Below are 13127 nucleotides of genomic sequence, written 5' to 3'. Positions count from 1 at the left end.
AGCATTTGGTTTTGGGGGAGCAAAAATAAACAGAATAAGTTATTTAATTTACAACTTCAAATTTTCAAATTATGATATACAGAATATTGTTTCTCATTATGCTTCAATTGGTTGGCTCTGTGACAATGGCACAGCAGAGTGAGACAGACAGTTTATCCAAAGAGGCTGCCGTGAGTTTAGATGTGATGATTGGCCAAATGATCATGACAGGAATAGGTGATCAATCTTATTTAGAATCTGATGCTCTTATTTTGGATGAAATCAAAGAAGGAAAAGTAGGAGGGGTGATTTTCTTTGAAAAAAATATCAATAGTAAAAGTCCTGCTCGCCAGCTCAAACGTGCTATCACGATGTTGAAGGAGGAAGCAGACATCCCTCTATTCGTGAGTATCGATGAAGAAGGAGGAAGGGTCAACCGACTGAAACCCAAATATGGTTTTCCAGAAACTAAGACGGCAGAATACCTTGGTAAGCTTGACAACCTAGATAGTACTAGGTTCTATGCTAATGCGACAGCATATACGCTGCATGAGTTAGGGTTTAACCTGAATTATGCACCAGATGTAGATGTAAACGTGAACCCAGAAAACCCCGTGATTGGTGAAATTGGTCGAAGTTATTCGGCTGACCCCTATCAGGTAGCTCGACATGCGAGTGCGGTAGTAGGCACTCACAGAGAGAATCAGGTTTTGACTGTACTCAAACACTTTCCGGGTCATGGTAGTTCGCATGCAGATTCACATTTGGGGGTAGCAGACGTGACAAAGTATTGGGAGATGAGCGAACTAATGCCGTACAAATACATGTTGGATTCGGGCATGGTGGATGCCATCATGAGCGCACATATTGTTAATAGGCACTTTGACCCGAGTGGTTATCCTGCTACGTTATCTCCAGTGATTATTCAGCAAGTATTACGCGGTTTGTTGGCTTATGACGGAGTGGTGTTTTCGGATGATATGCAGATGCATGCTATCTCGAAGAATTATGGTATAGCTGAGTCAGTTCGTTTGGCGATCGACGCAGGGGTGGATGTCGTCATGTTCGCGGGTAATGTCCCTGACAATGAAAAGAAGTCTGCAACAGACATACATGCTATCATAAAGGACTATGTCGAGCGTGGTGAAATATCTGAGGAGCGAATCAAAAAATCCTATGAGAGAATCATGCGCATGAAAAGCAATTTGTGATTTACCTTTGAACTCTAAAATTCACCAACTATTACATCATGAAATCGATAAACAAATTATTGCTCGTTCTACTGGTTCCTTTTACATTGTCTTGTGGAGATGATGATGATCACACGGCTCAAGCAGGTCTTTGGCTGGCCAAGGAAGACGGAGTGGTTAGATCTGGTTGCGACTTAGAGTCCAACGATGGCCCTGTGAGCTGTCCGCGCACAAGTAGTACAACAGCATGTGTTACCTTAAATTTGCGTCAGACAGATGTATACACGTTGAATGTGAGTTTAGACGGAGGGGCTACCATAGCAGAGGCTGGAGAGTACGAAATCTCAAGTGGAAAGATCAAACTATGTCCTTACGAACTAGAGAGTGATTGCTATGATGTACCTGTTGTTGATTCAGATTTTGATAGTATGACTATAGAACTCAATACTGAGTCTAATAGTTGCAAAGTACGTGTAGAAATGGAGAAGGTGTAATTTACCTTCTCTTTGTTCACTTAGGATTCGAGTCCTTTCTCTTTCATTTTGACGAACTCACCATAGCGTCGAGTGATCGCGATGATGAACCCAATCACCATCACGAGGGTGCCTATCCAGAGCACATTGATCATTGGTTTTTCGACCGCTTCTAGTATCACCCAGTCTTTTTGTGTTTTGTTTACCCCGATTTTGAAACTGTTGCTTTTGGGGTCGATTTCCGTGATGGTGAGCTTGACGCCTAGGTCATGGATGATATCAGAGAGCAGACCTGCTTGGTTGTCTTTGATGATGTAATAAGGCTCTGCGAGGTAGTCTCGATCACTGCCCTTCACTCGGATGTCTGCTTTGATGGCGACATCTCCTTCTCCTAGTGTCAGCCCGTCCAGTTCGGTCACCCGTTGTACCTTTTCGAGTGTGGCTACAAAATCATTGACAAAGAAGGGTTCGTCGAGTTGAGTCGTGATGATTTCTGTTTCGCTCCAGTCTGTCTCTTGATCTGGGTCTGGGAAGGTTCGCACATGCGTGTAAAGGTCAAACCCTAGTTTGCGCTTGATGTCAGGAGAAAAGACCGTCATGTTCATCTTTTCATTGATCTGCACCGTCGGGTAGAGGTCGAATGATGTTTCTTCCTTGGTATAAGCGATTTCGAAGTAGCTCGTCTCAGGTGTGATCAGGGTGAGAGTGTCCCCCTGATGGAAAACAACTTCTTCATCTGAAGATAAGTCAACTCCAGCGATGGCTTGTGTTTCGTTGATTTGATTGATGTCATGGATGTTGACATAGCCAGGGAATCCCTCGATGCGTTTGCGTGTGCCTTTGTAGTTGAGAGAGTACTCTCCCATCTGGCGGTCTTCGTTCTGGAAGAGCAATAGATTCTTTTGGTTCACTTCGTCTGGAAATTCTTTGCTCCATACCAGTCCTGTTTGGTTGAGCGAGACGATTTTGGAGTAGCCTGAGGAGAACAATACTCCCAAGAGCATCATGGCGATACCGATATGACTGATGGCTCCACCTGACAAATTGATATTGGTTTTCCATCGATTCAATAAAATCTTGGCATTGGCGATGATGGAGTAGGTTCCTGCTGTCAGTACGAGGATGTAGGTGATGTTCTGGACTTTGAAAAGGATGATGATCGCTGCAGTGATGGCCAATGTGAGCACAATGGGTAGCAGTAGTGCATCTTTGAGTTTGGTTTTGTCCATTTTGTTCCACCAAAAAAACTGTCCCGTACCCGATAGAAGAGCGATCAATACGCCTCCCCAAAGCTGATACTGCGTGTAATATTCCACTTGATCTACAGGAGGAGCCATGTTGGAGTCAATCCCGACGAGCCCCACGAGGGCGTTCCACACAGGGATGGATGTAGGAATGATAACTTGGAATCCCATCAGACAGAGTACAGTTGCACCCATGAATATCCAAAACTCACGAGAGTAGGTCGAGACTTCTTGTTCGTCGCTTTCGAGTTTTTTCCATGATCTGATGATCAAAAAGAGCGCCCCAAGGACAAAGGCCAGAAGATAAACGAGCAATTGTCCGGAGAGCCCCAAGTCTGTAAAGGAGTGAACAGACGAATCACCCAAGATGCCGCTTCGGGTTAAGAATGTAGAATATACAATCAGCAAGAAAGCCGATACCGCAAGGATGATGGCTGATTTGAGTGCAGTGGTACTTTTCTTGAAGGCGATCATGGTGTGGATCGCTGCGATGAGAACGAGCCAAGGTACGTAGACGGCATTTTCTACAGGATCCCAGTTCCAGTAGCCGCCAAAATTGAGCGTTTCGTAGGCCCAGTAGCCACCCATCAAGATCCCCACGCCTAGGACGACTGCTGAGAATAGCGACCAAGGCAAGGCGGGTCTGATCCATTCTTTGAATTTGCCCAACCATAGCCCAGCGATACAGTATGCAAAGGGAATCAGAGTCGTCGCAAAACCTAAGAACAAGGTAGGAGGGTGGATGACCATCCAGTAGTTTTGGAGTAGCGGGTTTAGTCCAGAGCCGTCTTCGGGGATGAAATCCGGGCTGGTTTTGAATATCGGTGCATCCATCGCATCACGTAGGAGGATGAATGGAGAACTGCCGATTTTGAGATTGAAAAGAACCACACCGAGGATCATCGATAGCAAAAATCCCTGTACGATAGCGAAGATGGCCATCACGGGGGCTTCCCAAAATTTGTTGGTACGGATGAGGACGAACCCTAGGATGACATTCCAGAAGATCCAAAGGAGAAAAGACCCCTCCTGCCCTTCCCAAAAGGCGGAGATTTGGTAGTAGACGGGGAGGACAGTCGAACTGTGGCTGTAGGCATAGTGGTACTCAAAGTAACCCCTGTTGATGATGGTGAAGAGCGTAGCGACGACCCCAAGAGCCGAGCCGCCATGTACCCAAAAAGCTATCCGGGCGAAACGCATCCAAGAGTCTTTGTCTGCAATCTCAGTAGATTGTACAGAACGAAAATAGCCGTAGGCCGACACCAAAGCACTAACGAATGCAGCGATGATCAAAAAGTGACCCAGAGAGCCAATGAAATAATGCATAGGGGAAAATTAAACGTCGTTCACTTCGATGGTTTCTTCCTGATATTTGGAAGGGCACTTCATCAATATTTTAGATGCGAGAAAATGGTCGTTTTGGAAGTTGCCAACTACCACGACCTGCTCTGATCGTAGAAAGTCCGCTGGCATGGGTTCATTGAAATATACGCGTTGTTCTTCGTTGTTGTTGTCCACGAGGACAAAAGAGAAGGCCAGTTTGTTGGGAGAATCTTGGATGCCGACGATCTCACCGTGCGCATCTTTTTTGAGCTGACCTACCACGTGGATTTTCTTGCTGTCACCATCCTCTGCCATGGCACGTGCATCGTCAAATCCGACATAAGTACTGGCGTCTCCAGCGGTAGAGATGATCACCATGATGGCTGCTGCGATCACTACGATTCCAAAAATATGAGACTTCTTCATATCAATCCTGCTTTGCTTCTGTCAATTCGTCTTCGAGTTTGGTGACTTTTTTGTCCAGACGGACGAGGTAAATCACCATGCCTGCAAAGATGGTCATTACCACCGCAACTACTACGTAAATCTTACCGCTTTGTCGCATGGTATCCGCCATTTCCACCCGTTGATTGGTGTAGTCGCCTTCGGTGACTTGGTATTTTTCATCTTGGGCTGCAGCCTGCAGGCTCAGTGTGAGGAGGAGTACAAAAAGTAATTTTTTCATGTGATCATCAAAGGTCTTGTGTGAGGCGAATGTCTTGAATACGGATTTTGATCGAGGCAAACCATACGCCCATGAGTGTCCAGCCGATGATGGCTGGGTAAAATATCATTCTTAGTTTTCCGTCTAGGTCAAAATAGTTGAAACCAGGGTTGCCACCGTTGCCTGGATGCATGGAATCGGTCAGGCGTGGTAGAATGAACAGCAGCGGGATCATCGCGAAGTACGCGAAGATGTTGTAGACCGCAGAGATTCTGCTGCGTTGTTGGGGATCTTCGAAAGAACTGCGGAGGATGAAATAGGCAAAGTAGATCAGCAGTGCGATCGCAGAAGCGTTTTGCTTTGGGTCTCCACTCCAGAACTCTCCCCAGGTGTATCGAGCCCAGACCATGCCAGTCACGATACCGAGCACACCGAATAGACAACCTGCTTTGGCATACGCTTCGGCTCGGATGTCAAAGTGCTCATTTTTGCTCGACAGGTATCGGAGCGAATAGACTAGGGATCCTGTCAGCAGGATGATCATCCCAAACCACATGGTGACGTGGTAGTACAGGTTTCGAATGGTCTCGTTGAGGATGGCAAGACGGGGAACCTCCATCAGTAACCCGCCCAAGAGGGCGTAGGCCGTGAGCAGCACACCCAAGATTTTCCACCAAGATTTTTTAATTGAAAACATATTAGCTTCTCCATAAGTAGGGAAACAGCAGATAGGCCAGCGTCCCTACGATCATATCAATTGCGAGCAAAGTTAGTAACTCATCGAGACTTTCGGAGCGTGCAATCCCATCTATTGCATTTCGCGAAAGCTTAATAATCATGAGTAAGACTGGAATGATGACTGGGAAGGAAAGGATAGCCATGAGCATGCCGTTGTTGTCGGCCTTGGAGGCGATCCCAGACATCAGCGAGAGTGTCGTGGCGAACCCAACCGTACCCGCTAATATGATGAGTACAAAGAAACCGGGGTCTTGGACACGATTGCCGAGCACAAGGCTAAACACACCGAAAGCCAAAACAGCAAGTAACACTAGCAAGCCAGAGTTGTAGATGATTTTGGAGAGGATGATGCTTTGTGGGCGGACTAGGTTGAAGTAGTAGAGCTGCCGACCTTCCTTTTCTTGGATGAAGCTTTTGGCGACTGTGCTGATGGAGGTGAACAGGATGATGATCCAGTAGAGCGCATTCCAGCTGAACTGATCGACTCTGGCATGTAGCACCTCGAAGGATAGGTAACAGATAAAGATCGTAGAAAAAGTATACAGCAGTATGCCGTTGAGGGCATATTTGTGCCTCCATTCGAGTACGATATCTTTCCACAGCAGTGCTTTGATCTCTTTGAGCATAACAGGACGCAAATTTAGAGCAAGATTTGCTATAACTTTTCACTTTGATAATTTAAAGCTTTGGATTGCGGGTCAATCCCCTTAGCATTGTGTTTATTTAGTATAAGGAAATAAATGGAAACTATACTCGTAACTGGCAGTGCCGGATTTATCGGCTACCACCTTTCGAAACGATTGCTTGATGATGGTTACAAAGTCATCGGTGTAGACAATCTGAATGATTACTATGATGTCAATCTGAAAAAAGCAAGATTAGCTCAATTAGAAGCGTACGATCAGTTTTCTTTTTATCAAATCGGTCTAGAAGACAAAACTGGTTTGGAGCAAGTTTTCACTGAAAACACAGTGGACTATGTCGTTAATTTAGCTGCTCAAGCTGGGGTTCGGTATTCGATTGAGAATCCAGCAGCCTATGTCAATGCTAACTTGGTCGGCTTTGCCAATATTATTGAAATTAGCAAGAATCATAAAGTAAAGCAGTTTCTGTTTGCCTCTTCGAGTTCGGTATATGGAGCCAATGAGAACATGCCTTTTTCGGTACGAGACAATGTGGATCATCCGATGTCTCTATATGCGGCAACAAAAAAATCCAACGAGTTGATCGCGCATTCCTATGCGTCTTTGTTTGACCTGCCAGTGACGGGACTGAGATTCTTCACAGTATATGGCCCATGGGGTCGACCAGATATGGCTCTGTTTTTATTCACCAAAGCGATATTGGCAGGAGAAGAAATCAATGTTTTCAACGAGGGAAAAATGAAAAGAGATTTCACTTATGTTGGAGATATTGTCGAGGGGGTTTATCGATTATTAAAAAAACCAGCTAAGAAGAATAGAGATTGGGATGGATCTCACCCTGACCCTTCGTCCAGTTATGCTCCATACAAAGTATATAATATTGGCAACAACGAGCCGGTAGAGTTGATGGATTTCATCAAAGCGATTGAAGCGAAACTGGGTATCAAAGCCAAAATGAATTTGATGCCGCTGCAACCTGGAGATGTACCTGATACCTATGCCAATGTGGACGCTCTTATGAAAGATGTTGGGTATAAACCTAATACCACGATCGAAGAAGGAATAGGAGCTTTCATTGATTGGTACAAAGAATATTATAAGGCCTAAAACCTAACGCTAACTATGAAAGGAATTATCCTAGCGGGGGGCTCAGGAACTAGATTACACCCTTTGACCTATTCGGTTAGCAAGCAAATACTGCCTGTATATGATAAACCAATGATTTATTATCCCTTGTCTACTTTGATGTTGGCGGGGATTCGAGAGATTCTCATCATATCTACACCACGAGACCTCCCTTTATTTAGGGACTTGCTAGGAGACGGAAAGAATTTGGGGTGTAGGTTTGAATATGCGGTGCAAGAAAAGCCTGAAGGGTTAGCACAGGCATTTATCATTGGCAAAGATTTTATTGGACAGGACAAGGTGGCTTTGGTGCTAGGCGACAACATATTTTATGCTTCAGGCCTTTCTAAGAAACTACAGGCGGCAAGTGATGTCACCGGAGGGCTCGTATTTGCTTATCATGTCAATGACCCTGAGCGCTACGGAGTGGTGGAATTTGATGACAACAAGAAGGCGATATCGATTGTCGAAAAACCAGAGCGACCTAAGTCTAATTATGCAGTACCAGGACTCTACTTCTATGATAATCAAGTGGTAGAAATTAGCCAGTCGATCAAACCAAGTTCAAGAGGAGAATTAGAGATCACATCGGTCAATAATGAATATTTGAAACAAAATCAGCTGAGTGTTGAGATATTGGACAGAGGGACTGCTTGGTTGGATACGGGTACTTTTGCATCGCTGATGCAGGCGGGTTCCTTTGTACAGGTGATAGAAGATAGACAAGGCCTCAAAATTGGATGCATAGAGGAGGTGGCTTATAAGATGAGCTATATAGATGGGGTTCAACTAGAGCAATTGGCAACTCCATTGGTTAAAAGTGGTTATGGAGAGTATTTGATGAAATTATTGAATTGAAAGAATGGAGATTAAGCCTTTACATTTACAGGGAGCGTATTCTCTACAACCGAAACTGTTTAATGACAACCGGGGATATTTCTTCGAATGGTTCAATGCTCGTAACTTTAAAAAGTTAACTGGGGTTGACTTTAAGCCTATCCAGTTTAATAGTTCTAGATCGGTGAGAGGGGTACTAAGGGGGCTTCATTTTCAAGAAATGCCTTCTAGCCAAGCTAAACTAGTCGGCGTGACTCAGGGAGAGATTCAAGATGTGATTGTAGACTTGAGAGAAGGCTCTCCGACCTATGGTCAATATTATTCGGAGGTGATTAGTCAAGAGAAAAAGAATCAACTATTTGTGCCAAAGGGTTTTGCTCACGGTTTTTTGGTGTTATCTGAGACAGCAGAAATTTTTTATGCGATAGATGACTACTACTCACCAGAGCACGAGTGTGGGGTTATGTACAACGACATTTCTATCGGTATCGAATGGCAGTTGCCAGAAAATGAAATTATCCTTTCGGAAAAGGATAAACTATACGAACCACTAACTAAAAGAACATTTAATTTTCAATACAATGGCTAAGAAAAGAGTACTTATTACAGGAGGAGCGGGATTCCTTGGTTCACATCTTTGTGATCGTTTTTTGAAGGAAGGGTGTCACGTGATTGCCATGGATAATCTGATTACAGGTTCTTTGGACAATATTCAACATTTGTTTCACAGAGAGGATTTCGAGTTTTACAATCACGACGTGTCGAAGTTTGTCCATGTACCAGGAGATTTGGATTACATCATGCATTTTGCATCGCCAGCTAGTCCGATCGATTATTTGAAGATGCCTATTCAGACTTTGAAAGTGGGTTCCTTGGGTACGCATAATTTGTTAGGGTTAGCTAAGGCTAAAGGAGCAAGAATGCTCATTGCTTCTACTTCAGAGGTATATGGTGACCCTTTGGTTCACCCACAGACGGAAGATTATTGGGGTAATGTAAACCCTGTCGGGCCAAGAGGAGTATACGACGAGGCGAAGCGTTTCCAAGAGGCCATGACAATGGGGTATCATACTTTCCATGGTGTCGAGACTCGTATCGTGAGAATATTTAATACCTATGGTCCAAGAATGCGATTGGACGATGGTCGTGTATTGCCAGCATTCATCGGGCAGGCATTGAGAGGCGAAGATTTGACCGCATTTGGTGATGGTTCGCAGACGAGATCATTCTGCTACGTTGATGACTTAGTAGAGGGGATTTATCGATTGCTATTGAGTGATTGTGCTGACCCTGTCAATATTGGCAACCCAGATGAAATCACGATCAATCAGTTTGCGGAAGAAATTTTGAAATTGACGGGTAGCAAGTCTAAGATTATCTATAAGCCATTGCCAACAGATGATCCGAAGCAGCGTCAACCGAACATCACCAAAGCAAAGGAGCTTTTGGGTTGGTCACCGCAATTTTCAAGAAGTGAAGGTTTGAAGCCTACTTTGGAGTATTTTAAGGATAAAGTGAAATAAAATGGATATAAAAGTTGGCGTTATTGGCTTAGGCTATGTTGGCTTGCCGCTAGCAGTCGCAGCAGCAGAACAGTACGAGGTGATTGGTTTTGATATCAATCAAAAGCGTATCGATGAATTGGTGGCAGGTCATGATCGAACAGGTGAGGTGAGTCAGCAAGGCTTGTCTTCATCTTCAGTACGTTTTAGTGCGGAAGCACAGGATTTAGCATCTGCCAACTTTTATATAGTGACCGTTCCTACACCTATAGATGAAAACAACAATCCAGACCTTTCGTTGGTGGAGAAAGCTTCTGTTTTGGTAGGGAAGTATCTCAAAAAGGGAGATATAGTAGTCTATGAGTCCACAGTGTTTCCAGGATGTACAGATGAGATTTGTAAACCGATATTGGAGAGAGAATCTGGTTTGATTTTCAACCAAGATTTTTATCTAGGGTATTCTCCAGAGCGCATCAATCCTGGAGACAAAGAGCGAGGTGTCAAAGAAATTTTGAAAGTCACAAGTGGCAGTACGGAGGAAATTGCCGCTAGTATCGATGCGTTTTATGCCTCTTTTATTACGGCAGGAACGTACCGTGCGTCTTCTATTAAGGTTGCTGAGGCAGCCAAAGTGATCGAGAACTCTCAGCGAGATATCAACATTGCCTTTGTCAACGAACTCGCATTAATTTTTAACCGACTGGATATCGATACGGCTGAGGTACTAGAAGCCGCAGGTACCAAGTGGAATTTCTTGCCATTCAAACCAGGGTTAGTCGGTGGGCATTGTATCGGAGTGGATCCTTACTATTTGACGCACAAAGCAGAGAGTGTAGGTTATTTGCCTGAAGTGATCTTGGCAGGTCGCCGCATCAATAGCAACATGGGCAAGTTCGTCGCACAGGAGGTCATCAAGCTGATGACAAAGAATCGTGTGGAGTTGGTGGATGCTCGTGTGCTGGTATATGGCATTACCTTCAAAGAAAACTGTCCTGATGTACGCAATACTAGAGTCATTGATATCATTGAAGAGCTACAGGAGTACAACATCCAAGTAGAGGTTTTTGATCCGCTAGCCGATGCTGCAGAAGTGAAAGAAGAGTATGGAATAGAGTTGGTTTCTGATGCTTCAGGAAAATATAGTGCTCAGATATTGGCTGTAGCTCACCAAGAATTTACGGAAATTGATTGGGAGAAACAATCTGAAAGTAGCCTTATCTATGATGTGAAAGGGATTTTGCCACGAGGATTGGTTTCCGGGTTTTTGTAGGAAGGGAATAGATTTTAAGAATACAATTATTGTTGCTAGCTTTGCGGCGCATTTAACCCTGCAAATAGGACTGTTTTGAAGAAGAATTGCATTTATAAGTACCATGAGTCTACAACACTCTGTTGTTGATAACCTATTCATGCGCAATTCTTAAAATTCAATTTAATTCACAATAATATCATACGAATAATGGACAGTAGGGTCAGGCATATTGCCAAAAGTATAACTTGGAGAGTTATTGCGTCAGCAACGACTTTTACATTAACACTTATCTTTTTTGGCAAAGCTGAAATTGCCATGGCATCATGGCTCACAGTAGCAGAAACCACGATCAAAATCGCAATTTATTATGTGCACGAGCGAGTTTGGTTCAAAGTTAGCACCAAGCTTAATAACAAAATGAGGCATATAGCCAAGGCGATTACCTGGCGTGTCATTGCATCTGCTACTACATTTGTACTTGCATTATTAATATTTGGAGGTCATGATGATGCGATGGAAAAAGCAACCTATATAGCACTCATAGAATCAGCACTTAAGTTGTTGTTTTATTATGGGCACGAAGAAGCATGGTATCGCATCAATTTGGGCCTAGACAATAGAGAAAAAAATAAGGCAACATCATGACCGAAAATATTATTCCACACAACCACTCGATCACTCAAGCGGATCGCATTAAAAAACTGGGTTACAAACCTTTTTTGATCTGGTTTGTAGGAATGTCTGGTTCAGGAAAGTCAACACTTGCCAGCGCTCTCGAAGAAAAACTATTTGCGGATGGACAAAACACCTATATTCTAGATGGCGACAATATTCGTAGTGGTCTCAATAAAGATTTAGATTTTTCGGACGAAAGCCGAAAAGAGAACATCAGAAGAATCGCCGAAGTGTCTAAATTGTTTGTCGATGCGGGGACGGTGGTTTTGACGGCATTCATCACTCCTTTTGCCGAAGAGCGAGAGAAAATCAAGCAATTGGTAGGTTCAGACAATTATTTGGAGGTGTTTGTGGATTGTCCGCTGGAAGAATGTGAAAAACGAGATGTCAAAGGACTTTATGCCAAAGCGAGAAGAGGAGAAATCAAGAACTTCACGGGCATAGATTCTCCATTCGAAAAGCCGATCAACGCTGATGTCGTGGTGGAATCGTACAAGGTATCTATTGCCGAGGGCGTAGAGGCTATTTATAAAATTGTAAAAGAAAAAATCAACATACATGAGTAACTACAATCTTACGCATATCAAAGAGCTTGAAGCGGAAGCGATTTATATATTAAGAGAAGTTTTCGCACAGTTTGAAAATCCAGCGATCCTGTTTTCAGGAGGGAAAGACTCGATCTGTGTCGCTCACTTAGCACGCAAGGCATTCTTCCCTGCCAAAATTCCTTTCCCATTTGTACACGTGGACACTGGGCACAACTTCCCAGAAACAATGGAATTTAGAAACCAGTATGTTGAGGAACTTGGTGTGAAGCTGATTGTAGGATCGGTACAAAAGTCCATCGATGACGGTGCTGCTACAGAAGAAAAGGGTAAAAATGCCAGCAGAAATGCCATTCAAACGGTCACACTACTCGACACCATCGAAGAGCATCAGTTTGATGCTTGTATTGGCGGTGCACGTAGGGATGAAGAAAAGGCCCGTGCCAAAGAAAGATTCTTCTCACACAGAGATGAGTTTGGTCAGTGGGACCCTAAAAACCAGCGACCAGAGCTATGGAACATCTTCAACGGCAGATGCCATCAGGGAGAAAACTTCCGAGTTTTCCCATTGAGCAACTGGACAGAAATGGATGTATGGCAGTACATTTTGTCGGAAAACATCGCCTTGCCATCGCTTTACTTCGCGCACGAGCGACAAGTCATCCGCAGAAGCAATACGTGGTTGCCTGTCTCTGACTTTATCACGATAGCGGATGACGAGGAAGTAGTTACTAAGAAAATTCGATTCAGAACCTTGGGAGATATTACCATCACCGGAGGAGATGAATCAGATGCGGATACATTGGAGAAAATTGTAGACGAGGTAGCTTCTGCCAGACAAACCGAAAGAGGTAACAGAGAGGATGACAAACGCTCAGAAACCTCCATGGAGGACAGAAAGAAGCAGGGTTATTTTTAAGCAACGCTAACTTTTAA

General features: G+C 44.0%; 15 protein-coding genes. 10 read left to right on the top strand and 5 right to left on the bottom strand.

Annotated features, from left to right (window positions below):
- Nucleotides 1-71: 71 nt before the first annotated feature.
- Nucleotides 72-1190, top strand: coding sequence for a glycoside hydrolase family 3 protein (locus BUB99_RS08455; protein WP_073121444.1), 1119 nt, complete (start codon nt 72-74; stop codon nt 1188-1190).
- A 38-nt stretch (nt 1191-1228) separates the two neighbouring features.
- Nucleotides 1229-1663, top strand: a complete 435-nt coding sequence (locus BUB99_RS08450; RefSeq protein WP_073121443.1) for a hypothetical protein — start codon at nt 1229-1231, stop codon at nt 1661-1663.
- A 20-nt stretch (nt 1664-1683) separates the two neighbouring features.
- Here the strand turns inward: BUB99_RS08450 and BUB99_RS08445 are convergent, their stop codons facing one another.
- From BUB99_RS08445 to BUB99_RS08425, 5 genes are read right to left on the bottom strand one after another with little or no spacing between them, the layout of a single operon-like run.
- Nucleotides 1684-4212, bottom strand: a complete 2529-nt coding sequence (locus BUB99_RS08445) for a heme lyase CcmF/NrfE family subunit (RefSeq protein ID WP_073121441.1) — start codon at nt 4210-4212, stop codon at nt 1684-1686.
- A 9-nt stretch (nt 4213-4221) separates the two neighbouring features.
- On the bottom strand, nt 4222-4635 hold the full coding sequence (locus BUB99_RS08440) for a cytochrome c maturation protein CcmE domain-containing protein (protein WP_073121439.1): 414 nt from the start codon (nt 4633-4635) through the stop codon (nt 4222-4224).
- A gap of 1 nt (nt 4636) precedes the next feature.
- Entirely contained in the window at nt 4637-4894 is a 258-nt protein-coding gene (locus BUB99_RS08435; protein WP_073121437.1) for a CcmD family protein, read from the bottom strand.
- Between the two features lie 7 nt (nt 4895-4901).
- Nucleotides 4902-5561: a cytochrome c biogenesis protein CcsA gene (gene ccsA / locus BUB99_RS08430; protein ID WP_073121805.1), complete on the bottom strand. Its 660-nt coding sequence runs from the start codon at nt 5559-5561 to the stop codon at nt 4902-4904.
- A gap of 10 nt (nt 5562-5571) precedes the next feature.
- Nucleotides 5572-6237 carry a heme exporter protein CcmB gene (locus BUB99_RS08425; protein ID WP_073121435.1) on the bottom strand — a complete coding sequence of 222 codons (666 nt, stop codon included), beginning with the start codon at nt 6235-6237 and terminating at the stop codon, nt 5572-5574.
- Between the two features lie 114 nt (nt 6238-6351).
- Here BUB99_RS08425 and BUB99_RS08420 point away from each other — a divergent pair, with 114 nt between their 5' ends.
- The 8 genes from BUB99_RS08420 (at nt 6352) to cysD (ending at nt 13110) form a co-directional block, all read left to right on the top strand.
- Nucleotides 6352-7362, top strand: a complete 1011-nt coding sequence (locus tag BUB99_RS08420) for an NAD-dependent epimerase (RefSeq protein ID WP_073121433.1) — start codon at nt 6352-6354, stop codon at nt 7360-7362.
- 15 nt (nt 7363-7377) lie between these two features.
- On the top strand, nt 7378-8238 hold the full coding sequence (gene rfbA / locus BUB99_RS08415; protein WP_073121431.1) for a glucose-1-phosphate thymidylyltransferase RfbA: 861 nt from the start codon (nt 7378-7380) through the stop codon (nt 8236-8238).
- Nucleotides 8239-8242: 4 nt separating this feature from the next.
- Nucleotides 8243-8806: a dTDP-4-dehydrorhamnose 3,5-epimerase gene (gene rfbC / locus BUB99_RS08410; RefSeq protein ID WP_073121429.1), complete on the top strand. Its 564-nt coding sequence runs from the start codon at nt 8243-8245 to the stop codon at nt 8804-8806.
- Nucleotides 8799-9740 carry a UDP-glucuronic acid decarboxylase family protein gene (locus tag BUB99_RS08405; protein WP_073121427.1) on the top strand — a complete coding sequence of 314 codons (942 nt, stop codon included), beginning with the start codon at nt 8799-8801 and terminating at the stop codon, nt 9738-9740. Before rfbC ends, BUB99_RS08405 begins: the two co-directional genes overlap by 8 nt.
- Nucleotide 9741: 1 nt before the next feature.
- Nucleotides 9742-10989 (top strand): nucleotide sugar dehydrogenase, encoded by a 1248-nt coding sequence (locus BUB99_RS08400; protein ID WP_170863763.1) that lies wholly within the window; start codon nt 9742-9744, stop codon nt 10987-10989.
- A 189-nt stretch (nt 10990-11178) separates the two neighbouring features.
- Nucleotides 11179-11616, top strand: coding sequence for a DUF2061 domain-containing protein (locus BUB99_RS08395; RefSeq protein WP_073121425.1), 438 nt, complete (start codon nt 11179-11181; stop codon nt 11614-11616).
- The gene (gene cysC, locus BUB99_RS08390) at nt 11613-12212 is read left to right on the top strand and encodes an adenylyl-sulfate kinase (RefSeq protein WP_073121423.1); all 600 of its coding nucleotides are present in this window, start codon (nt 11613-11615) and stop codon (nt 12210-12212) included. The genes BUB99_RS08395 and cysC overlap by 4 nt, the downstream gene beginning before the upstream one ends.
- On the top strand, nt 12205-13110 hold the full coding sequence (gene cysD / locus BUB99_RS08385) for a sulfate adenylyltransferase subunit CysD (protein WP_073121422.1): 906 nt from the start codon (nt 12205-12207) through the stop codon (nt 13108-13110). The genes cysC and cysD overlap by 8 nt, the downstream gene beginning before the upstream one ends.
- Nucleotides 13111-13127 lie beyond the last annotated feature (17 nt).

The organism is Reichenbachiella agariperforans (genome assembly GCF_900142205.1).
Lineage (GTDB): Bacteria > Bacteroidota > Bacteroidia > Cytophagales > Cyclobacteriaceae > Reichenbachiella > Reichenbachiella agariperforans.
Note: the sequence above shows the minus strand (reverse complement) of the source record. Positions and strands in the feature narration are given on the sequence as shown.

Coding starts and splice junctions, on each gene's coding strand:
- BUB99_RS08455 (WP_073121444.1), top strand. CDS start 72: ATGATATACAGAATATTGTTTCTCATTATGCTTCAATTGGTTGGCTCT.
- BUB99_RS08450 (WP_073121443.1), top strand. CDS start 1,229: ATGAAATCGATAAACAAATTATTGCTCGTTCTACTGGTTCCTTTTACA.
- BUB99_RS08445 (WP_073121441.1), bottom strand. CDS start 4,212: ATGCATTATTTCATTGGCTCTCTGGGTCACTTTTTGATCATCGCTGCA.
- BUB99_RS08440 (WP_073121439.1), bottom strand. CDS start 4,635: ATGAAGAAGTCTCATATTTTTGGAATCGTAGTGATCGCAGCAGCCATC.
- BUB99_RS08435 (WP_073121437.1), bottom strand. CDS start 4,894: ATGAAAAAATTACTTTTTGTACTCCTCCTCACACTGAGCCTGCAGGCT.
- BUB99_RS08425 (WP_073121435.1), bottom strand. CDS start 6,237: ATGCTCAAAGAGATCAAAGCACTGCTGTGGAAAGATATCGTACTCGAA.
- BUB99_RS08420 (WP_073121433.1), top strand. CDS start 6,352: ATGGAAACTATACTCGTAACTGGCAGTGCCGGATTTATCGGCTACCAC.
- rfbA (WP_073121431.1), top strand. CDS start 7,378: ATGAAAGGAATTATCCTAGCGGGGGGCTCAGGAACTAGATTACACCCT.
- rfbC (WP_073121429.1), top strand. CDS start 8,243: ATGGAGATTAAGCCTTTACATTTACAGGGAGCGTATTCTCTACAACCG.
- BUB99_RS08405 (WP_073121427.1), top strand. CDS start 8,799: ATGGCTAAGAAAAGAGTACTTATTACAGGAGGAGCGGGATTCCTTGGT.
- BUB99_RS08400 (WP_170863763.1), top strand. CDS start 9,742: ATGGATATAAAAGTTGGCGTTATTGGCTTAGGCTATGTTGGCTTGCCG.
- BUB99_RS08395 (WP_073121425.1), top strand. CDS start 11,179: ATGGACAGTAGGGTCAGGCATATTGCCAAAAGTATAACTTGGAGAGTT.
- cysC (WP_073121423.1), top strand. CDS start 11,613: ATGACCGAAAATATTATTCCACACAACCACTCGATCACTCAAGCGGAT.
- cysD (WP_073121422.1), top strand. CDS start 12,205: ATGAGTAACTACAATCTTACGCATATCAAAGAGCTTGAAGCGGAAGCG.